The 21,345-nt window shown below is 63.5% G+C and carries 20 protein-coding genes and 1 pseudogene; 16 read left to right on the forward strand and 5 right to left on the reverse strand.

Going from position 1 to position 21,345, the window contains the following annotated elements; genetic code table 11:
* Positions 1-67 precede the first annotated feature (67 nt).
* From ligD to LB532_RS05175, 10 genes and pseudogenes are all read left to right on the forward strand, one after another.
* A complete protein-coding gene (gene ligD, locus LB532_RS05130; protein WP_140642718.1) occupies positions 68-2,554 on the forward strand; it encodes a DNA ligase D in 2,487 nt (828 codons plus the stop codon).
* A gap of 223 nt (positions 2,555-2,777) precedes the next feature.
* Entirely contained in the window at positions 2,778-3,686 is a 909-nt protein-coding gene (locus LB532_RS05135) for a Ku protein (protein WP_140642719.1), read from the forward strand.
* Entirely contained in the window at positions 3,683-4,789 is a 1,107-nt protein-coding gene (locus LB532_RS05140; protein WP_140642720.1) for a tetratricopeptide repeat protein, read from the forward strand. The genes LB532_RS05135 and LB532_RS05140 overlap by 4 nt, the downstream gene beginning before the upstream one ends.
* 67 nt (positions 4,790-4,856) lie before the next feature.
* Positions 4,857-5,510: an alpha/beta fold hydrolase gene (locus LB532_RS05145; RefSeq protein WP_140642722.1), complete on the forward strand. Its 654-nt coding sequence runs from the start codon at positions 4,857-4,859 to the stop codon at positions 5,508-5,510.
* A gap of 172 nt (positions 5,511-5,682) precedes the next feature.
* Entirely contained in the window at positions 5,683-6,453 is a 771-nt protein-coding gene (locus tag LB532_RS05150) for an exodeoxyribonuclease III (RefSeq protein ID WP_140642723.1), read from the forward strand.
* Between the two features lie 315 nt (positions 6,454-6,768).
* Positions 6,769-6,935, forward strand: a pseudogene (locus LB532_RS05155) (metal-dependent hydrolase); the annotation flags it as partial.
* 280 nt (positions 6,936-7,215) lie between these two features.
* Positions 7,216-8,601 carry a hypothetical protein gene (locus tag LB532_RS05160; RefSeq protein WP_140642724.1) on the forward strand — a complete coding sequence of 462 codons (1,386 nt, stop codon included), beginning with the start codon at positions 7,216-7,218 and terminating at the stop codon, positions 8,599-8,601.
* On the forward strand, positions 8,598-9,419 hold the full coding sequence (locus LB532_RS05165; RefSeq protein WP_140642726.1) for a hypothetical protein: 822 nt from the start codon (positions 8,598-8,600) through the stop codon (positions 9,417-9,419). The genes LB532_RS05160 and LB532_RS05165 overlap by 4 nt, the downstream gene beginning before the upstream one ends.
* On the forward strand, positions 9,416-10,447 hold the full coding sequence (locus LB532_RS05170; protein ID WP_140642727.1) for a hypothetical protein: 1,032 nt from the start codon (positions 9,416-9,418) through the stop codon (positions 10,445-10,447). Before LB532_RS05165 ends, LB532_RS05170 begins: the two co-directional genes overlap by 4 nt.
* Before the next feature lie 33 nt (positions 10,448-10,480).
* A complete protein-coding gene (locus tag LB532_RS05175) occupies positions 10,481-11,443 on the forward strand; it encodes an OmpA family protein (protein WP_140642729.1) in 963 nt (320 codons plus the stop codon).
* Positions 11,444-11,545: 102 nt separating this feature from the next.
* On the opposite strand, the gene LB532_RS05180 is transcribed toward LB532_RS05175, so the two are convergent.
* Together LB532_RS05180 and yghU are read right to left on the reverse strand one after the other, a co-directional pair.
* Positions 11,546-12,286, reverse strand: a complete 741-nt coding sequence (locus LB532_RS05180) for a sulfotransferase family protein (protein ID WP_140642730.1) — start codon at positions 12,284-12,286, stop codon at positions 11,546-11,548.
* Positions 12,287-12,658: 372 nt separating this feature from the next.
* Entirely contained in the window at positions 12,659-13,525 is an 867-nt protein-coding gene (gene yghU / locus LB532_RS05185) for a glutathione-dependent disulfide-bond oxidoreductase (RefSeq protein ID WP_140642731.1), read from the reverse strand.
* 237 nt (positions 13,526-13,762) lie between these two features.
* On the opposite strand from yghU, the gene LB532_RS05190 reads away from it, so the two are divergent.
* Both LB532_RS05190 and LB532_RS05195 read left to right on the forward strand, forming a co-directional pair.
* Positions 13,763-14,668, forward strand: a complete 906-nt coding sequence (locus LB532_RS05190; protein ID WP_140552302.1) for a S1C family serine protease — start codon at positions 13,763-13,765, stop codon at positions 14,666-14,668.
* A 13-nt stretch (positions 14,669-14,681) separates the two neighbouring features.
* Positions 14,682-15,623 (forward strand): LysR family transcriptional regulator, encoded by a 942-nt coding sequence (locus tag LB532_RS05195; protein WP_140642733.1) that lies wholly within the window; start codon positions 14,682-14,684, stop codon positions 15,621-15,623.
* Here LB532_RS05195 and LB532_RS05200 read toward each other — a convergent pair.
* Positions 15,574-16,302 (reverse strand): SDR family oxidoreductase, encoded by a 729-nt coding sequence (locus LB532_RS05200; protein ID WP_140642734.1) that lies wholly within the window; start codon positions 16,300-16,302, stop codon positions 15,574-15,576. The genes LB532_RS05195 and LB532_RS05200 overlap by 50 nt on opposite strands.
* Positions 16,303-16,426: 124 nt before the next feature.
* Here LB532_RS05200 and LB532_RS05205 point away from each other — a divergent pair, with 124 nt between their 5' ends.
* Together LB532_RS05205 and LB532_RS05210 are read left to right on the forward strand one after the other, a co-directional pair.
* Positions 16,427-16,849 carry a hypothetical protein gene (locus tag LB532_RS05205; RefSeq protein WP_140642736.1) on the forward strand — a complete coding sequence of 141 codons (423 nt, stop codon included), beginning with the start codon at positions 16,427-16,429 and terminating at the stop codon, positions 16,847-16,849.
* Positions 16,846-18,468, forward strand: coding sequence for an ABC-F family ATP-binding cassette domain-containing protein (locus LB532_RS05210; protein WP_140642738.1), 1,623 nt, complete (start codon positions 16,846-16,848; stop codon positions 18,466-18,468). Before LB532_RS05205 ends, LB532_RS05210 begins: the two co-directional genes overlap by 4 nt.
* 8 nt (positions 18,469-18,476) lie before the next feature.
* On the opposite strand, the gene gcvA is transcribed toward LB532_RS05210, so the two are convergent.
* Positions 18,477-19,388 (reverse strand): transcriptional regulator GcvA, encoded by a 912-nt coding sequence (gcvA, locus tag LB532_RS05215; RefSeq protein WP_140642739.1) that lies wholly within the window; start codon positions 19,386-19,388, stop codon positions 18,477-18,479.
* A 111-nt stretch (positions 19,389-19,499) separates the two neighbouring features.
* Here gcvA and LB532_RS05220 point away from each other — a divergent pair, with 111 nt between their 5' ends.
* Both LB532_RS05220 and LB532_RS05225 read left to right on the forward strand, forming a co-directional pair.
* Positions 19,500-19,985: a VOC family protein gene (locus LB532_RS05220; protein ID WP_140642741.1), complete on the forward strand. Its 486-nt coding sequence runs from the start codon at positions 19,500-19,502 to the stop codon at positions 19,983-19,985.
* Between the two features lie 32 nt (positions 19,986-20,017).
* Positions 20,018-20,749, forward strand: coding sequence for an SDR family oxidoreductase (locus LB532_RS05225; protein ID WP_140642743.1), 732 nt, complete (start codon positions 20,018-20,020; stop codon positions 20,747-20,749).
* Positions 20,750-20,772: 23 nt separating this feature from the next.
* Here LB532_RS05225 and LB532_RS05230 read toward each other — a convergent pair whose 3' ends face one another.
* The gene (locus LB532_RS05230) at positions 20,773-21,318 is read right to left on the reverse strand and encodes an imm11 family protein (protein WP_224556434.1); all 546 of its coding nucleotides are present in this window, start codon (positions 21,316-21,318) and stop codon (positions 20,773-20,775) included.
* Positions 21,319-21,345: the final 27 nt, after the last annotated feature.

The following is a 21,345-nucleotide window of genomic DNA, read 5'->3' on the forward strand; positions in this document are numbered from 1 at the left end:
CATCGGACCGTTCGAGCAGGCATGGCGCTCTGTTGTTGCAATTGGCTGGCTTGCGGCGGTCGATGCCATGACGCCCTCCAAGCTCAAACCTTACCGCGCCAGGCGCGAATTCTCGAAGACGCCGGAACCGGCGGGTGGGTTGATCGCCGAGGAGGGCAACCGCTTCGTCGTCCACAAGCACCATGCCACGGCGGACCACTACGATCTGCGCCTGGAGGTCGGCGGCGTGCTGAAGAGCTGGGCGGTGCCGCGCGGACCCTCGCTCAATCCGGCCGACAAAAGGCTGGCGGTCGAGACCGAGGACCATCCGCTCGAATATATCGACTTCGAGGGCGTCATTCCCGAAGGCGAGTATGGCGGCGGGCCGATGATCGTCTGGGACACGGGCAGCTGGGCGCCGATGGAGGATGTCGAGAAGGGCTTGCGCACCGGCGCCTTCAAGTTCCGGCTGGCCGGCAAAAAGCTCAATGGCGGCTGGATGTTGACCAGGCTGAAGCCGAAGCCCGGCGAGGATGAGGGCAAGAAGAACTGGCTTCTGTTCAAGGAGCGCGACCTCGCCTCCAATCCCACGCTTGATATCCTGGAAACACGGCCGGAGAGCGTGAAATCCGGCCGCCGTATCGAGGAGCTCGTGGCGCCGCCGAAGCTGGCCAAGGCTGCGCCGAGGCCTGGCACGCTGAAGCCCGGCGCCTTGCCCGGCGCGGTCAAGGCCTCGCCCGCCGCCCGCATAGAGCCGCAGCTGGCGACACAGGTGCCGAAACCGCCGGGCGGTGACGATCCTGGCGACCGCACCGGCGAGACCTGGCTGCACGAGATCAAGTTCGACGGCTACCGCACCATGGCGCATCTGGCCGATGGCGAGCTCAGGCTGATCACCCGCGGCGGCATCGACTGGACCAAGCGTTATGGCGATCTGCCGCATGCCTTCGCCAAACTGCCGTGCCGGGAGGCCATCATCGACGGCGAGATCGTCGTGCTCGACGGCAAGGGCATTTCCCGTTTCGCGCTCCTGCAGGACGCGCTGGCGGAGGGCGCCGGCAGCAAGCTGCATTTCTACGCCTTCGATCTCCTCCATCTCGACGGCTGGGATCTGCGCAAGGCGCCGCTGGAGAGGCGCAAGGCGCTGCTGGCCGAACTGCTCGCCGGCCTCGGCGCCAATTCCGCGATCCAGTTCTCCGACCATGTCGAGGGTTCCGGGCAGGGGCTATACGACCAGGCGACGGAGTTCGGCCTGGAAGGCGTCGTCTCCAAGCGCGCAACCGCGGCCTACCAGAGCGGCCGCACGAAGAGCTGGACCAAGACCAAGGCGCTGCAAACCGGCGATTTCGTCATCGCCGGCTACACGGTTTCGGATGCAGCCGAGGGGCTGGCGGCGCTTGGCCTTGCCGAATTCGAGGACGGCGAGCTTCACTATCGCGGCAAGGTCGGCACCGGCTTCGACGCCGAGACCGCAGCCGATCTTCTCGCCCGGCTGGAGCCGCTCACATCAGGTGCCATGGCGCCCGAAGGCGCGCCGCGCGAAATCATGCGCGAGATGCATTGGGTGAAGCCGCTGTTCTCGGCGCACATCCACTACGCCAACCGCACGGCGGACAATGCTCTGCGCCATGCGGTGTTTCGCGGCCTCAGGGATGTCGGCCTCTCGACGCCGGTTTCGGCCAAGCGCAAGCGGCTGATCGCTGAGGCCGACCTCGCCACGATCTGGGTCACCAACCCGACCAGGCGGCTGTTCGGCAAGACCGGGCCGACCAAGCTCGACATCGCCGTCTACTACGCGCTGGTCGGCGATTTCATGCTGCCGCATATTCTCGGGCGCCCGGTGTCGCTGGTGCGCTGCCCGACCGGCCTGCCGAAGGACTGCTTCTTCCAGCGCCACGCCTTCACCGGCATGCCGCCCTCCGTGGTGACGTTCCAGGCGACCAATTCCGAGGGCGAGACCAAATCTTATCTCTCGGTCGAAGGCGCCAAGGGCTATCTGGCGCTGGCGCAGTTCGGCGTCGTCGAGTTCCACACCTGGGGTACGCATCGCACCAGCCTCGACAGGCCCGACCAGATCGTCTTCGATCTCGATCCGGGCGAAGGGATCTCCTGGCGCGAAGTGGTCGAGGCGGCGGTGCACATCAAGGGCGAACTGGAGGGGCTGGGGCTGGTGCCTTTCGCCAAAACCTCGGGCGGCAAGGGCATCCATATCACCGTGCCGGTGACCGCCAGGCAGAACTGGAAGACGCTGCACCAGGCGACCAGCGCGATTTCCACGCATCTGGCGGCAAGCGCGCCCGACACCTTCACCACCACAATGGGCAAGGACAACCGCAAGAAGCGCATCTTCATCGACTATCACCGCAACGCGCGCGGCCACACCTCCGCCGCGCCCTATTCGCTGCGCGCCCGCACCAACCTGCCGGCCTCGACGCCGGTGAGTTGGGCGGATCTGGAGACGATCGACGCGCCGCAGGACCTGAACTATGCGTCGCTGCCGGGACTCTTGGAAACATCGGGCGATCCGTGGGCTGAGATCGACGAGTTTGCTCGGGATTTGCCTACGTTCAAATAGATTGGTTTCCTCTCCCCCGCTTCGCGGGGCGAGGAAACCCAAGTCCATCGACGCTTTTGACAATTTGAATTATTCTCTGCTCGTGGCCCTTCCGGCGTCCTAAAACATTTCGTCAGGATTTGCCGGTAAGGTGCGGGGTCGGTGTAGGATTTGCGCAGCCTTGTTCGTCCTTCGGACGAAAGCGCTGCGATAGTTGCAGTGCATGGCCGCGTAGGAGTTCATCATGGCGCCCAGGGCAAGTTGGAAAGGTTACCTCAAGCTCAGTCTGGTGAGCTGTCCGGTGCGGCTATACCCCGCCACCAGCGCCAGCGAGCGCATCTCGTTCAACCAGTTGCACAAGAAGACCCACAACCGCATCAACATGAAGCCGGTCGATCCGGAACTCGGACTGGTCGAGCGTTCCGACCTGGTCAAGGGCTACGAGTACGAGGACAAGCAGTACATCATCATCGACGATAGCGACCTCGACGCGGTGCGCATCGAATCCAACCACACGATGAACATCGAGGCCTTCGTCGACGAGGACGAGGTCGACGTCATCTACCAGGACGCGCCCTATTACATGGCACCGGACGGCGCGATGGCGGAGGAGACTTTCGCCGTGTTGCGCGAAGCCATGCGCAAATCCGGCAAGCTGGCGATCGCCCGACTGGTCCTGTCCAGCCGCGAGCGCGTGGTGACGATCGGCGCGCGCGAAAACGGCATGTTCGTGTGCACGTTGAGGAACCCGAACGAAGTGCGCGGCACGGCTGAATATTTCGGCAACATCCCGGCCGGCAACCCGGATCCTGAAATGCTGCAGCTCGCCGAAGCGCTGATCAAGCAGAAGGAAACCACCTTCGATCCGAAGAACTACGAGGACCGCTACGAGATCGCGCTGATGGCGATGATCCGCGAGAAGCTGAAGGGCCACAAGCCCATCATCGCGGCGGCACCCGAGCGCGGCAACGTCATCAATTTGATGGATGCGCTGAAGGCGAGCCTGTCGCAGTCGCAGTCGAAGCCGCCGGCCAAGTCAAAGAGCAAGGCCGACGAGAAGCCCGCCGCCAAGGCCAAGGCGGCCGCGGGCGGCACTGCTGAGAATCCGCTGAAAGCCAACCTGCTGAAGGCGGTCGGCAAGAGCAAGAAGTGACGGCACCGGCCGGCGCCATATTCGGCACGATCGGTGCGCTGGCGGCCTTTCCGCTCAGGCTGGCGGCGCGCGAGGTCGCGCGCCAGCATGGCGAACTCAGGCGCGGCGTCACCCGGCGCACCACGCATGTCGTGTTCGGTCGCGGTCTGCTGGTCAAGGCCGGGCTCACCAAGACCGGCGATGCCGACATCGAACGCCGCGTCGCCGCCGAGCGCGGCGCCGGGCGTGCATTGCTCAGCGAGAACGGTTTTCTGCGCCTGCTCGGACTGATGAAGGTGCCCGAGGCCTCCTCGCTGTCGCGGCAATCGCTGATCGATCAGTCGCGGCTGTCCGGCGCCGACCTCGATCTCCTGTCGCTGTTCGATGCCTTCGAACATGACTCGGAACCCTATTCCTTCTGCGACCTGATCCTGGCGCGCAAATATGCCGGGCTGGTCGCCGGTGGCGCGACATGGGGCGCTATCGCGCGCTCGGTGCACCGTTCCGGCCCGGTGGCTTCGCTCACCGCCAAGTCGCTCGCGGTCGGCTCGGCATTCGGGCGGCCCGATGCGATCTATCTGGATGGCGGCGAGAGCGAGCTCGACGGGCAATTGCTGTTCGATCTCGGCGCCTCCGACGACGATCCGCTGGAAGAGCTGTTCGCCGAGGCCGAAGCGGCGGAGCAGGACGGCGACCATGATGGTGCCGCCGCGCTCTACCAGCGCTGCCTTGCCATCGATCCAGGCGACGCGATCGCCGCCTTCAATCGCGCCAACTGCCTGCGCGCCGGCGGCCATCCGGCGGAAGCGGCCCATGACTATGCGCGCGCGATCAAGCTCGATCCGGCTTTCGTCGAGGCCTGGTTCAATCTCGCCGGGCTGATGAGCGAGGAGGGCAAGCCGGCGTCGGCACGAAGGCACTTGCGGAAGGCGATCGCGCTGGACAGCAATTACGCCGATCCGGTTTTCAATCTCGCCCGGCTCGAATTCGACGCCGGCAATTTGCTGGAAGCGCGGCGGCTGTGGGCGCGGTATCTGGAGCTCGACGCGGAGTCGGAGTGGGCTGGAGTTGCGGCCAAGGGCGTGCAGTTCGTGGATATGCAGTTGGCGAAGTCGGCGGGGTGAGGGGATTTATGGGCGCGCTTGAGCAGGGGGACGCCAAGGAACTCGGCCTTTGTGGAAAGGCCGCCCCATGACCAGCTTCCTCTTCGACGGCCACGACACCGCCCCAACCACCATCCTGCTCGCGCATGGCGCCGGCGCGTCGATGGATTCTCCATCGATGACCGCTACCGCCAAGGCTCTGGCGGCAGTGGGCTTTCAGGTCGCGCGGTTCGAGTTCCACTATATGGCTGCCCGCCGCTACGGCCACCGCAAGCCGCCGCCACGCGCCGAGACGGTGAACCCGGAATACGTCAAGGCGATCGCGGATCTCCGGGCGAAAGGCGTCACCGGAACGCTCATCATCGGCGGCAAGTCGATGGGCGGACGCGTCGCCTCGATGGTGGCGGATGAGATGTTCGCCAAGGGCGAGATTTCGGGGCTGGTTTGCCTCGGCTATCCCTTCCACCCGCCCGGCAAGCCCGAGCAGTTGCGGACCAAGCATCTGGCAGGGCTGAAGACGCCGACACTGATCTTCCAAGGCACGCGCGACGAGTTCGGCACCAGGGACGAGGTCGCGACCTACGGCCTTTCCGACGCCATCGAGGTGCATTGGCTGGAGGATGGCGATCACGACCTGAAGCCGCGAAAGGGCATTTCGGGGTTTTCGACCGCCGACCATCTGAAGACGGTTGCGGAGACGGTGAAGACTTGGGCGGCGCAACCACCGCCTTCGTCATCCTAGGCGGAGCAAGGAGCGAAGCGACGCGCGCAGACCCTAGGATCCATGCCGTGATCTGCGAGTGTTGCGACGGTGCGGAATTCTGACAGGTCGCATTCTTCGGCTGCAGTCACGGCATGGATCCTCGGGTCAAGCCCGAGGATGACGAAGCGAAAGGTGTCTCCGGTTTTTCCAGATGAAGATCGCCTCCTTCAACATCAATAATATCAACAGCCGGCTCGAGAACCTTCTGGCGTGGCTGGCGGCGGCAAGCCCCGATGTCGTCTGCCTGCAGGAGTTGAAGGCGCGCGATATGCAGTTTCCGCGCACTGCCCTGGCCGATGCCGGCTACGGCGCGGTGTGGACGGGGGAGCCGACCTGGAACGGCGTCGCCATACTGGCGCGGGGCGCCGAGCCTGTCCTGACGCGGGACGTGCTGCCCGGCGACGGTGCCGACAGGCAGAGCCGCTACATCGAGGCGGCGGTGAACGGTATCGTCATCGGCTGCCTGTACGCGCCGAACGGCAACCCGCAGCCGGGGCCGAAATTCCAGTACAAGCTCGCCTGGCATGACAGGTTCGCTGCGCATGCGGCACAACTGCTCGACACCGGGCTGCCGGTGGTGCTGGCGGGCGACTACAACATCGTGCCCGAGCCGCGCGATATCTATGCCACGCGCTCCTACGACGATAACGCGCTGGTACAACCGGAAAGCCGGGCAGCCTTTGCGGCGCTCATCGAGCAAGGCTGGACGGACGCACTGCGCAAGGTCTACCCCAAGGAGACGCTCTACACCTTCTGGGATTACCGGCGGAACCGCTGGCCGCGCGATGCGGGCTTGCGGCTCGATCATATCCTCCTGTCGAAGAAGCTCGCCCGCAAGCTCAAGGCTGCCGGCATCGACCGCGACGTGCGCGGTGAGGACGGCGCCAGCGACCACGCGCCGGTGTGGGTGGAGTTGGGGTGAGGGGCGGCCGTTGACGGCGCGGGATGCCAGGTCTCTTGCATTCTCCCGCTCTGTCCTGCCCTGTAGTCGGGCTTCAGCCCGCCATTTCGACAGCGATACGGTCGGCTTCGCTGCCGACGATACGGTGCCGACAGGCGGCTACGACCGCACCCCTCGCTACTAGCCGGCGGTGATGCGCTGGCGCTGTTCCCCGGCACGCCGGAGTGAACGAGCCAGGAAGCAGGCCTGTCGTGCCGATTCAAGATGTGCGACTATCGCCTTGTTCGGGCCGGATCTTCGCGGTCCCCTTGAAACTGTTTCCACCTGTTGCGGCGGGCCAAGGCGCTCGGACTTGAAGGTTACGGAATTGCCTCGGCGCCAAGGCGGATTTCGTGACGCTGAGGGCCGAGCATGTGCCCGAGGCAGTCGTGGCGGTATCGAAGGAGCGCACGGTGTATCGCGGAGGGAGGGAAATCGCCAAGGATGGGAAGCTGGCTGGGTAGGGCAAGAGCTTCGCCGTGCGATCGAGAGTGCGGCGTTTGGTCAGCAACAGCGACCATGCAGTAAACGGTGTGAAGTACAATACGGCTCCCTAGCAAGAGACAGTCATTCCGGCGGAATTGCAGATGCCGTGCATCCGCGAGAGATATTTCAGCTCGAGTTTCGATTTGGGCGAAACTCGTTGAAGAATCCGAAGCTTACCGCTAGCCTCGATCCGGGTGGTCGGAAGAGTGTACGTGGGGTGGAATGTTCGGGTCACTGGAAAAGCTCAAGCAACGGCTGTTGCGGCCGCCGCATGCCTATAGGCCGACGACAGAGTCATTCCCCGACATTGACGTCCAGCGCATTGCAACGGATATGCGGCTTGCGGAGAAAGGCGAGAAGCGGGGCAGGGAGAATCTGCCTCAAAGCGATGACCTCCCTTACGATGCCGTTGAAAACGATATCATCGAATTGGTCGGAGCCGCCCAGAAACAATCCCACGATCATCTGGAGAACCAACTTGCGGGGTTCAGGCAGCGTCTCATCGATCTCGACTTTGAATCGCGCTTTGCCAATATAAAAGCGGCATCCACGGCTGGTCTCTCCGACCTGAAAGCCGAATTGCAGATGGGGATCGATGATCTGCATGGGCTGCGGCGCGATCTGAAGGAGGCAGAGTCCTGGCATCGTGATTTCAAGGATCAGAACGGGCTTCGCCGGCCCTGCAAGAAGACCACGGCCATCGGTACCACGTTGAAATGGCTCTTTGTGGTGGCGCTGGTGATGGCAGAGCTCGTCATCAATGGCGAACTGCTTGCAAAGCGAAACGAGCTCGGGCTGGTCGGCGGCATCGTCGAGGCGCTGATCTTCGCGATCCTCAATGTCGGCGTCGCGCTGATGTTCGCCCTCTATGGCGTGCGCGAAATCGCGCATCGCTCGATTTTCCGTAAGTTTGTCGGCATTCTCGCCATCGCCGCCTATATCGGCGCAGCGATTGCCATCAATCTTGGTCTGGCGCATTACCGCGAGGTTGCCGGAACGATCGCGACCAATGGCGACGAGGTGATGCGACGCTTGCTAAGCGCGCCATTCGCACTGAACGAATTTCGCTCCTGGATACTCTTCTTCCTCGGGGTGATGTTTTCACTCTTTGCCCTGATCGATGGGCTCAGCATGCGTGACACCTATCCAGGCTACGCCACGGTTGATCACCGGCTTGACGAGGCGCGGGCAAATTATCGAAACAAGCGGCAAGGCCTGATCGGCGAGCTTTCCGACGTCCGCAGTGGCTACGAGGATGAACTCGCCGATGCGCGCGCCGATCTCAGCAAGCAGCGGACAGAACACGATGCGATCGTGGCGCATCGCTCTCGGTTGGTTGGGCTGTTCGACGCCCACCAAACTCAGCTTGAACGTGCCGCAAACAGCCTGTTCCGAATCTACAGGGACGCCAATATCGCTGTACGCACGACACCCGCGCCGGAGCGCTTTTCGCGGCCATACCAACTCGGCCGGATCGGCGTTCAGTATTTCCGCGACGGGGAATGGAACAGCGACGAATTGCAGGCTTCCATCAAGGATGCGCAAGGCGACCTCGACAAGATGCTGGTCGGCCTGGGTGAACAGTTCGAGGCTGCGTTGAAGCAGTATCGCGAGCTGGATGTGCTGGTGCCTGAAGCCCAATGAGCGGTCGACGGTCCCGGCGCTCGCCTTCCGACCTTGTCAGCTGGGGCTGGATTATTCTATTCGCGCTCGGGCTCATTGCCGCCGCGATAGGCTTTACCTACGTCTATGTTTCGGCGCGCTCGCAACTCGTCGAACTTGACGATCGGCTTTGCCCGGTTGTCGGAGCTGCGTCGCAAACCATCATCCTGATCGATACCACGGATGCAATCGCCGACGTCACCAAACTGAACATCCAGACCCTGCTGCGCGATACCGCCTCCGGCATCCAGCGCGGTGGCTTGCTCGAGATCAGGGCCCTTACATCAGCGGCACCCTATACGAAAGAACTCTTCTCGCTGTGCAACCCCGGCAATGGCGGCGATCTCAGTGCTTTCACCGGCAATGCGGCGCTGGCGCGAGAGCGTTGGCAAGCGGGATTCGGCCAGCCGCTGCTGGTTGCGCTTGAGAAAGCGGTCGAGGCAAACAAAGCCGACAGCTCGCCGATCATGGCCGGCATTCAGTCGATAGCCGTCAGCCATCTGGTCGCCCAGAAAGCGCGTGCGATCCCCTCGCGGCTGATTGTCGTTTCGGACATGTTCGAGAATACCGAATTCTTCTCTCACTACCGCGGCGTCACAGATTTCGATGCCTTCAAAAAGTCGCCCGCGGCAAACCGCTTCGCTACGGATCTCGCCGGCAGCGATGTGTCGATCTGGCTCATACGCCGGGCGAAGTCGCCCGTCGACAGCGTCGCGTTGATGGCATTCTGGCAGCAGTGGATTGACTACAATCACGGCGTTTTCAGCTCTGCCAAGTCGTTGCAGGGAGTTGAAGGGTGAGACGGCCGCGCGTGGCCAGCCGGCAGCAGGACGCTGCGGCGCCAATAGTCTTTATCGTTTTTACCGGCCTGGGCGCCGCCTACATCGTCGTGGCCAAATCGCTTTCCGTGTCGGCATTCGTCGTTACCTTCGTGCCGATCGCGCTGATGACGGGCTACGCGGCGATGATCATGATCGCGCGCGGGCTCCGGCTGCGCGACGACCAAACCGGCGACAACTTCTACTATATGGGCTTCATCTTCACGCTCACCAGCCTCGCCGTTTCGCTTTACCAGTATGGAGGCGGTGGCGCGGTCGACGAGATCGTGCGCAATTTCGGCATCGCAGTTGCCTCCACCATCGCCGGCATTGCATTTCGCATCGTCTTCAATCAGCTCCGGCGCGACCCCATGGAAGTGGAACGCGTGTCACGTCTCGAGCTTGCAGAAGCGTCCCGCAAGGTGCGCCGGGAACTCGATGGCATCCTGAGCGAGATGAACCATTTCCAGCGCTCCAACCAGCAGATGCTGCAAGAGGGCTATCACGAGATACGAACGCAAGTGGAAACCTCGGCGAAATCCCTGGTCCAGTCGCTGGACTTGCTCGCCAAAGAGGCTTCCGAGCACATCAGGGTATCCTCGCTGGCGATCCAGAACGGAATAGACACCAAGGAGCTGCGGGGCGGCATCGACCAGACAGCCAAGGCAGTTCACGACATCAACGCCATCCTGACCAGCGCCAGTACGCAGATTGCGACCGCGACGCAGTCGGTGGCCGACAAGCTCGCTGGCATGTCGACACCCGACAAGGTCATCGAGGTTCGGCTGGAGCCGGTCGTGGCCGGTTTGCAGCGGGCGATCGAAACCGCCATGAGCGATTTCTCTTCCCGCCTTGGCGATGTGGCGGAGCTTCGGCGTGGGCTCGAACAGTCCACGGCGGAAGCGCTTCGGGCCAGCGATGTGCTCGACAAACTTGCGGCGACATTTGAGGCTTATGATCGGGCGCCGGCGCGGCAGGGTCTATTCAGACGGCTCTGGCGTGGCGGCTAAAGCGCGTCGCATGGTCAGTGTGGGACGATATCAATGAAGATGCCTTCCTCGCTTATCGCCGAAGGGGAACGCGGCCATCGCCGAGGCGTGGTGCTTGGGCTCACAATGGCCGAGCTTCTCCTCCTTCTGCTTTTCTGTCTCCTGCTGGTATCGGCCAGCATCGCACAGCGAAAAGATGAGAGGATCGCCGAGCTGCAAGCTTCCGCGAACCTGGACATCACGGTGGGCCAGCTTGCCGACATGCGTGCCGAACTGGCGCGCCTGCAGGCGCTGTTTCCAAAAGCGGCGCTTCCTTTGCCGCCAGCCAACTGGACCGAGCTTGTTGCGGCCAAAGCGGTGATCGACGGGCTTGCGGAAAAGGGCATCGATGCCGCGCCGACGTCAGACCCGACGCTGCGGAAATTGCTACTCGAAATCAGCGAAGCCAAAGCCGCCGACCCCCGTCTGCTGGACCGACTTGAAAAGACGCTCTCGGCCTCCAACGACAGGAGCGCGGACGCTGAATCGTCGATGCAGTGGCCGCCGATGATAACGTTGAGCGACGACGGCTATACATTTGAACGTGGCAGCGCCGCGCTCACCGACGCGTTCCGGGCGCGTTTACAGACCAAGGTCACGGACGACGTGCTGTCTTTGCTGACACGCTACAAAGTCGATGTCGTCGAGATCGTCGGCCATACGGATGAGCAGAAAATCAATCCGGCCAAGCCGTCCAACCTCGACGCGGCTGCGATCTCGGCGATGAACGGCGCCAGCGCTATCAGCGATTTGACGCCGGCCGACAATGCGGGGCTGGGGCTTTCACGTGCTATCGCGGTAGCGAACGCATTGATCCGGACGGGACGGCTGGGCGGTGTCAAGATCATTCCGTTGTCTGCGGCACAGCTCGTAATGCCGGGGGACATCATCTCTGATGGCAGCCACGGTGGCGATATCCGGGAACGCCGGCGTATTGAAATTCGGGTACGGCGTTCTTCGGACGGCGGCGCCAGTTGATGCGGTTGACCGCGTGATCCCGCCTTCTTCAAGTCATGGGCCGCGACGCCCCTGTTTTGGAGTGCCGCCCTTCTTGGCACGGCGCGGAAGCGTCCGCCCCAACTACCCCAGCCACCACCACAGCGCCGCGATTACCGCCACAACCGCCGCCAGGCTCAACCCCAACATGATGTAGGAGCCCTTGATGATGTCGGCGATGATCTTCTTGATGGTCTCGCGGTCGTTGAGGTTGGGGAAGGGCTCGTTCGGTTGCGCTACGTCGAGGAAATGGCAGAGCGGAGCCCAGCCTTCGCTGACCTTGAACACCAGCAGCTTTTCCGGCGGCACCGCCGCCTTCACCTCCTCGACATAGGCGTTGTAGCGCGCCACGGCCTTGTCGCGGTCTCCCATGACCCCGGCAAGTGTACGGCCCCAGATCAGCTTCCGCGACATGTCGCCGAATTTCCGGCCGAATGGCGTCAGCCATTCCAGGATCTTGAACTGCCAGACATTCTCGGTGAAATAGATCGTATCGATGGTGCTCTCGTACCAGGCTTCCGCGCCGCGCGGGTGCAAGGTGAGCAGCACCTTGGCGTCGGGATAGGCCGCCATCAGTTCGCGCCACACGCAGCAGCCGGGATTGTCGACCGTCGCCTTGTAATTGCCGAACACCCGGCCCCAGTCCTGCTGCGTGCCGGGCGGGCTGTTGGCCACCTTGCGCCAGAAGTCGAGATGGCCCTTGTTGGCCTTGTTCATGATCACTTCCTGCATGTGGTAGCAGGGCAGGCCGAGCCTGTTCAGCGCGGCAAAGGTCGACCATGTGCCGGTGCGGCCGAAACCGGCCCCGATGAGCGTGAGCGTCATTTTGTTCCCCCGACCAAGGCAGCGTGCGCCCCGAAAGGACGTCTGGCGCTGCGATAACCCCAAGCAATACCCTTGCGCGGCAAAGACGCCGGGTCGCAGATCGTTTTTCTCGTTCATGCCAATCTGCTGGCAGGAGGTTGCGCCAGGGTTGGCATTCGCGCAACAGATTTCTACATGACCTGCCGGAGGCACCCGTCATCGAAGTTGGGCGACCGGTTTCGAAGGCGCCCGAGCGGATCGGGATCCGGGCTGTTCGAACTTGGCGGGGCGGCCCACGTCTCACCCTCAAGTGAGACATTGCCGTCATCGATGCTTTCGCAAAAATCGGACGCCACGGGGGAGGCGGGCAGCGCCGCTGCCCGCCCTCGCAGCTCACTCAGCCGCGAGCTTGTCCTGCGTGTTCGTGTCGAAGTCGCTGGCGTCGTGGCGTTCGTGCAGCTGCATCGTGGGGTCGCCGAAGGCGCGGTTGACCATGCGTCCACGCTTGACCGCGGGGCGCTCGTCGATCGCCTTCGCCCAGCGCTGCACGTTCTTATAGTCCTGCACCGAAAGGAACTCGCCGGAATCATTATACATGCGGCCGAGCGCCAGTCCGCCATACCAGGGCCAGACCGCCATGTCGGCGATCGAGTAGCCGGCGCCGGAAAGATATTCGGTCTCGGCCAGGCGGCGGTCGAGCACGTCGAGCTGGCGCTTGGTTTCCATGGCAAAGCGGTCGATGGCATATTCGATCTTGGTCGGCGCGTAGGCATAGAAATGGCCGAAGCCGCCGCCGAGATAAGGGGCCGAGCCCATCTGCCAGAACAGCCAGGACAGTGTCTCGGCGCGCGCCGGCTGGTCGGTCGGCAGGAACTCGCCGAACTTTTCGGCGAGATAGGTGAGGATCGAACCGGACTCGAAGACGCGGATGGGCGTGGCGCCGCTGCGGTCCATCAGTGCGGGGATCTTGGAGTTCGGATTGACCTCGACGAAGCCGCTGCCGAACTGGTCGCCATCGTTGATCCTGATCAGCCAGGCGTCGTATTCGGCGCCCTTGTGGCCAAGCGCCAGCAATTCCTCCAGCATGATCGTCACCTTGACGCCGTTCGGCGTCGCCAGCGAATAGAGCTGCAACGGGTGCTTGCCCACCGGCAGCACCTTGTCATGCGTCGGGCCGGCGATCGGGCGGTTGATGCTGGCGAAGGCGCCGCCGCTCGGCTTATTCCAGGTCCATACTTTCGGCGGAGTGTATTCGGTCATCGCAGGGCCTCGTATTGTGGGGGAGAGACAGGTTAGAAACGGGACTGGCAGTTGCACCTACAGCTAGGGCTGCAAACGGGAAAGTTCAACTTGCGTTGAACTATTGTCAATGACCATGCCGCTCATCTTCCCTTCGGGTTTCGAAAGGATAGAGGGGATGCCCCCCAACCCCTTGCGCCTTGGTTCGCCTGCCATACCTATAGGAACGTGATCCCCAAGCCCGTCCAGGACAAGAGCATGCCCATCAATCCCAACAGACGCTCCGTCGTGGCGGTGCGCGCCACCATTCCAGACGATGCCTTCACTGCCGGGGCATTGGGCACGCTGCGCGAAGGCAGCGGCGTCGTTATCCGCGACAATGGGCTGGTGCTGACCATCGGCTATCTCATCACCGAGGCGGAAGAGGTGTGGCTTACCACCCATGACGGCCGCGTCGTGCCGGCGCATGCGCTGGCCTACGACCAGGAATCGGGCTTTGGCCTGGTTCAGGCGCTGGCGCCGCTTGGCCTGCCGGCGGTGGCGCTGGGCGACGCCGGCAGGGCCAGGATCGGGGACAGCGTGGTGCTCGCCGACGGCATCGGCCAGTCGGTTCAGGCCAGGATCGTCACCAAGCAGGAATTCGCCGGCTATTGGGAATATCTGCTCGAGGAAGCGATCTTCATCGCGCCGGCGCATCCTTCCTGGGGCGGCGCCGCGCTGTTCGATGCAAAGGGCGCGCTGCTCGGCGTCGGGTCGCTGCGCCTGCAGATGAGCCGCAACGGCGAGGTCGCCGATATCAACATGGTGGTGCCGATCGACCTGTTGCCGCCGATCCTCGACGATCTCCTGACGCGCGGCCAGGTGGCGCGGCCGCCACGGCCATGGCTCGGCGCCCTCTCGGCCGAAAGCGACGGCCGGGTGGTGGTGATGAGCGTGACCGAAGGCGGCCCAGCCGCCAAGGCGGGCCTGCGCGAGGGCGACGTCATCTCCGATATACGCGACGGCGCGGTCGATGGGCTGGCCGATTTCTATCGCAAGCTGTGGGACAGCGGTTCGGCCGGCGCCGAGATACCGATGCGGGTCCTGCGCGACGGCCGCGAAACCTGGCTGCGCGTCAAATCCGCCGATCGCGGCAGTTTCCTGAAGAAGCCGCAGTTGCAGTGATATCAGCCGCCTGATGCATCCCAGATTGCTCAAGACATTCCTGGCGGTGGCGCGTAGCCGCAATATCACGCGTGCCGCACGAGAAGTCCATCTGGCGCAGTCGAGCGTCAGCGACCAGATGCAGACGCTCGAGGCCGACCTCGGGACCGCGCTGTTCGTGCGCTCGCGCACTGGTCTGGATCTCACGCCAGCGGGCCGAACCTTGCAGCCTTACGCGGAAGAGTTGCTGATGCTGGCTGACGAGGCGCGCGCCGCCGTTCAGGCAGGTGCTGGGCAGGTAAGCGGCTCGCTGACGATCGGCGCTCTGGAGACGATCGCTTCGACCAGGCTTGCACACTGGCTCGCGCGGTTTCAGGCCACCCACCCCGACATTGCCTTTCGCTTGACGGTCGCCGGCAGCGGTGAGCTGTTGCGCAAGCTCGGCGACGGCGAAATCGATGTGGCCTTCTGCTTTGACCGCGGCGATGCCTTCAAGCGCGATGAACGGCTGGCGAGGCGAACCGTATCGGCTGAACCCCTGGTGCTGGTCGGCCCTCCAGGGCAGGAGGAAGTGCGGGAGGAACTCGCCGGGCTTGCCGCGATGAATTTTGTCGCCACCGAGCCCGGATGCGTCTACCGGCACCTGTTCGATACCGCCTTCACCGAGGCAGGCCTCGCGGCGCCGAAGCCGGCGTGCGAAGTCGGCAGCATCGGCACCATCGCCGGCCTGGTGGCGGCGGGTGCCGGTTTTGCGCTGGTGCCGCATATGGCCGTGGCCGAGGCGCTGGAGCGGGGCGAACTCATTGAAATGCCGTGGCCAGGCGCGGCCCGCACGGTTGCGCTCGCCATGATCTGGCGGCGCAGGCGCGTGCAACCGCCAGCCCTGAAGTTGCTGCTGACGGCCGCAGGCGGGAGCTTCGCGCCGGTCAAACCAGCCGATGCCCGCCCTCGACATGCAACGTCGTCCCTGTCGTAAAACCATTGCGCATCAGGAAGCCGATGGCCGAGGCGATGTCGTCGGGCCGACCGACCCGGCCGGCGGGCAGCCGCTCTGCCATGGCATTGAGCATCTCGTCTTTCCGATCGCCGGCAACATAAGCCCAGATCGAGGTGTCGACCCAGCCCGGCGACACAGCGTTGACACGGATCGGCGCGAGTTCGACCGCCAGCGCCCGCACCAACCCTTCCAGGGCCGCGTTGACGGCGGCTACGACCGAGCCGCGCGCCGCCGGCCTGTAGGCGGCAATGCCCGAGGTGAAGGTGATGGAGCCCGTCGATGACAGCCGGGGCGCACCATGCTTTGCGAGCAGCAGCGGTCCGTAGAGCTTGCTTTCAACTACCCTTTGCGCAGCCTTGAGGTCCAGCGCGGGCAACAGTTGATAGGCACCCTCGATGTCGGCGGCGGTGCTGACGATATGGTCGAGCTGGCCGATCCGCTCGAACAGGGCGGCGACCTCGTCCTCGCGGGTGATGTCGGCCACAATGGTGTCCAGCGTGGCGGGGTTGCCCAGCGTCTCGCGGGCATGGTGCAGCTTGTCCGCGCTGCGCCCCGCGATGATCACGCCGGCGCCGGCATCAAGGCAATGCCGCGCCAGTGCCAGGCCCATGCCGGAGCCGCCGCCGACGATGAGGGTTTTTGTGTTGGAAATGTCCATGTCCGCAGCCCTTGTCTTGATGATCGATGGCAGGGAATTGACTGACAGGTGCAGGCGATGGAAACGGAAGAAGCCGATAGCGTCATCGGAATATCCGATGGATAGGCCATAACGGAAAGCCGCGATGGCGCTGCCGCCTAAGAAAAGCTGCCATGCTTTTTTCGCGTGGCGGCCTTTTTGCGGGAGGACGTCAGGAAGAGAAGCGATCAAAGAGAATCAAGATGCCGCTCCATCTCCTTGTTCGGGCTTGAGAAGATCAAGCCGCAGCCTTGGGCTTCCTGACGGCGTGCTTTCTAGCGATGTGCTTGCGGGTGTGCTTGCGGTGCTTCTTGAGATGATTGACGTGCTTGTGCGCGGCCGCCTCGACCTGGTTCTTCGCCGCGTGGCCGCCGTCCAGGTAATGCTTATGGCAGCGCCGCTTCTCTCTTCTCCGCTGTGGGAAAGGGGCGCTGCGTCCGCTGCGGCGCTTCCGCCTCTTTCCCCGCCGCTGTCATTCGCGTATGGGCCGGGACAATTCCCTTACATCATCATCCCGGACCACTCATGATCAGACTGGAAAGCATCAGCAAGCAGAACGGCCGTCAGCTTGTCTTCATCGAGGCCTCGGCCGCCTTGCAGAAGGGCGAGAAGGTCGGCCTCGTCGGCCCCAACGGCGCCGGCAAGACGACCTTGTTTCGCATGATCACGGGGCAGGAGCAGCCCGACGAGGGCCAGGTGCAGGTCGATCGCGGCGTCACCATCGGCTATTTCAGCCAGGATGTCGGCGACATGGACGGCCGCAGCGCGGTGGCCGAAGTGATGAACGGCGCCGGGCCGGTGAGCGAAGTGGCGGCCGAGATGGCGGCGCTGGAAGCGGCGATGGCCGATCCCGAGCAGGCGGACCGGATGGACGAGATCATCGAGCGTTATGGCGAGGCGCAGCACCGCTTCGAGGAGCTCGACGGCTATGCGCTCGACGGCCGTGCGAGGGAAGTGCTCGACGGTCTTGGCTTTTCGCAGGAGATGATGGATGGCGACGTCGGAAAACTCTCCGGCGGCTGGAAGATGCGCGTGGCGCTGGCGCGCATTCTGCTGATGCGGCCCGACGCCATGCTGCTCGACGAACCGTCGAACCATCTGGACCTGGAAAGCCTGATCTGGCTGGAGCAGTTCCTGAAGAATTATGACGGCGCGCTCCTGATGACCTCGCACGACCGCGAGTTCATGAACCGCATCGTCAACAAGGTGGTGGAGATCGACGGCGGGTCGCTTACCGCCTATTCCGGCAATTACGAATTCTACCAGCAGCAGCGCGCGATCGCGGACAAGCAGCAGCAGGCGCAGTTCGAGCGCCAGCAGGCGATGCTGGCCAAGGAGATCGCCTTTATCGAACGGTTCAAGGCGCGCGCTTCCCATGCCGCGCAGGTGCAGAGCCGGGTGAAGAAGCTCGACAAGATCGACCGTGTCGAGCCGCCCAAGCGCCGGCAGACGGTGAATTTCGAGTTCCAGCCGGCGCCGCGCTGCGGCGAGGACGTGGTGACGCTAAAGAACGTGCACAAGGCCTATGGCAGGCGCTCGATCTATGAGGGGCTGGACTTCCAGGTGCGCCGCCGCGAGCGCTGGTGCATCATGGGCGTCAATGGCGCCGGCAAGTCGACGCTGTTGAAATTGGTGGCCGGCGCGTCCGATCCCGACCAGGGCTCGGTGGCGCGCGGTCCGAGCGTCAAGATGGGCTATTTCGCCCAGCATGCCATGGAACTGCTCGACGGCGAGCGCACCGTGTTCCAGACGCTGGAGGACAATTTTCCGCAGGCCGGCCAGGCGCCGCTTCGGGCACTCGCCGGCTGCTTCGGTTTTTCCGGTGACGAGATCGAGAAGAAGTGCCGGGTGCTTTCGGGCGGCGAAAAGGCGCGGCTGGTGATGGCGCTGATGCTGTTCGATCCGCCCAACCTCCTGGTGCTGGATGAGCCGACCAACCATCTCGACATCGCCACCAAGCAGATGCTGATCGAGGCGCTGTCGCAGTATGAGGGCACCATGCTGTTCGTCTCGCACGACCGCCATTTCCTGGCGGCGCTGTCCAACCGCGTGCTGGAACTAACGCCGGAAGGCATCCATACCTATGGTGGCGGCTACACCGAATATGTCGAGCGCACCGGGCAGGAGGCACCGGGACTAAGGAGCTAGCGCAGAGGCTACTCTCCGGAAACGGCCGTGGCACGCTGCGCCGTCATTTCCGAAAAGAGCCAATCGCGAAAAGCCTTCACCTTGCGCCGGCGGACCGCGTCCGGAGGGTAGACTAGGTAGAAGCTGGAAACCGATTTCAGCGCGTGGCCGAAAGGGCGGACAAGCCTTCCGGTGGCGAGGTCGGCCGCAACGAGCATGGTCCGGCCAAGCACCACGCCTTCGCCTTGCACGGCCGACTCGACCGCGAAAGTGGCGGAATCGAAGGTAATCCCGCTCCGCGGATCCACGCCTTCCACTCCCGCGCTGGACAGCCAGGCCGCCCAGCCGATCGGGAAACCATCATGGATCAGCGTGTGGTGCCTGAGATCGTCGGGCTTCTCCAGGGGCCAGGCGCCCTGCATGAGCCTCGGGCTGCACACCGGAAACACCTCCTCGCCAGTGAGGAATTCCGATGTGAGCCCCGGATAGTTTCCCGCGCCATAGCGGATGGCGACGTCGATGCCGTCGCCAAGGAAATTGGTCAACCTGCCGGTCGTCGAAATCCTGACGTCGATGTCGCCGTGCGCGCGATGAAAGCGATAGAGCCGCGGCACCAGCCATTTTCCCGCGAAGCCGTCGGAGGTGGAGACGTTCAATGTCGAGCCCGAATGGGCGGCGGTCGCCGATTGGGTGGCGGCCGCGAGCTGGTCGAGCATCTCGTGGACCGCCCTCGCATAGGGTTCGCCGACGGCGGTGAGGCGCACCGAGCGCGTCGCGCGTTCAAACAAAAGCACGCCGAGCTGTTCCTCAAGGTGCTTGATCGCCCGGCTGACGGCGCCGTGCGTGACGTTGAGCTCGTCGGCTGCCCTGGAGAAATTCAAATGCCGAGCGGCGGCCTCGAAGGCCGGCAGCGCGTTGAGTGGGGGAAGTCTGCGGATCATGGCCAATCTGTGAGGTTTGATCACAAATCCTTGCCAAAGTTTGGATTGTCTGTCCAGCGCATGCTGGACAGAATGCTCGCAGGATTTGTGATCAAACCTCACGAGAGCAGCATGGCTACCGTTCACCCCTTCCTCTGGTTCAATCTCAACGCCGAAGAGGCGCGCGACTTCTATCTGTCTGTGTTCAAGAATGGTCGAGCGCTTGAAGCGATCGAGTTCACCGACTTCGTCGGCGGCACGAACAAAACGGTGCCGCACGCGATCTTCGACTTCGAGCTCGAGGGCCAGCGCTTCACCGCGCTCAATGCCGGCTCGATGCCGCCCTTCAATGAGCGGATCTCGCTCTACATCGAGACCAAGGACCAGGCCGAGACAGATTATTACTGGAACGCGCTGACGGCGGGCGGCGGCGCTGAAAAGCCTTGCGGCTGGCTGAGGGACAAATTCGGCGTCTACTGGCAGGTGATCCCGCAAGCGGCACTGGGCCTGATGAACGACCCGGACCGCGACAAGGCGGGGCGGGCGCGGCAGGCGATGTACAAGATGAGCAAGATCATTGTCGCCGACATCGAGGCGGCCCACGCCGGCAAGGCGTAATCCAGCAGTCCATCCTGAAGACGGAGGTTCCCATGGCATCGCTCAAGGGCAAGAGAATTATTGTCGTCGGAGGCAGTTCCGGCATAGGGCTCGGCGTAGCGGCAGCCGCGCTGGAGCGCGGCGCGGAGCTGGTGATCGTCGGCCGCTCGGGCGAAAAGCTCAAGGCCGCGGAACGGATGCTCGGCGCGGGCGGTCGCGTGCGAAGCCTTTCCGCTGATATGACTGATGAGGCGGACATTGCCCGAATATTCGACGAAACCGGTGCCTTCGACCACCTCGTCTCGACGGCCGGCACGCCGCCGCCCAACGACCCGATCGGCCAGACCGATATGGACTTCGTGCGGCGCTTCGTCGACAACAAGCTGATCGGCGCCGTGATGCTCGCCAAACATGGCGTGCGCACGCTGAAAGCCGGAGGGTCCATGACCTTCACCTCAGGCATCAACAAGGACCGCCCGCCGGTCCCCGGAGGCTCGGTCGTTTCCGCGATCGCCGGTTCATTCAGCTATTTCGCCCGGGCTCTGGCGTTGGAGCTGGCCCCGACGCGCGTCAACATCGTGTCGCCGGGATGGGTCGACACGCCGATGTGGGACGAACTCGTCGGTGAGGCCAAATCCGGTTTTTTCGCCGGTATGGCCGCCCGCCTGCCCGCGAGGAAGGTCGCTACGCCCGCCGACGTCGCCCCTGCCTATCTCTACCTCATGGAAAGCGAATTCACGACTGGCGAGACGATCCGCATCGATGGCGGACAGAACCTGATCTAGTTGGCATCGCAGGTCGTCAAAGGTCACGCATCGATGCGGCGCCACGTGGGTTTGAACGATACCGCCCGCAGTCCGGCGTCGTGCACGCGATTGACGAATGTGTCGTTGACGAACACCGGGGACGCGCGCATCGGCAGCTTGAAAATTTCGGCGGTGCCGATCTTGTCCGCGTCGAATTCGTATCGCTCGATCGCGAGAATGGCGCCGTCATCGAAATAGACGATTCCCGACCGCTCCTCGTCCAGCGCATCGATTACGGTGGTCGCGTTGAAGAGCCAGACCTCTTCCCCGCGCAACGGGATCAGCTGGCCATAGGGCAGCAGATATGCCTCCAGTGCATCGACGGCAGGCTTGCGCAAAAGCGGTGCATGCTCGCCAAGCCAGGGGAAGTCCGAATACAGGGGGTCGCCTTCCGACACGCGCCGCATGACCGGTGGGTCCCAGTTCTCGAGGGGTGTTCCGTCAAGGGCGGAGAAGACCTCGTAGTAGGCCTCGTCGACCGGAAGCACCCATTCCTGGCCCTCGACAACCGCGAATTCGTAAATGGTCGTCATGGTCGGCGTTCCCAAGTTCTGTCCCGCTTCCGCTTCTGCGAT

Source organism: Mesorhizobium sp. ESP-6-2, assembly GCF_020164675.1.
Lineage (GTDB): Bacteria > Pseudomonadota > Alphaproteobacteria > Rhizobiales > Rhizobiaceae > Mesorhizobium.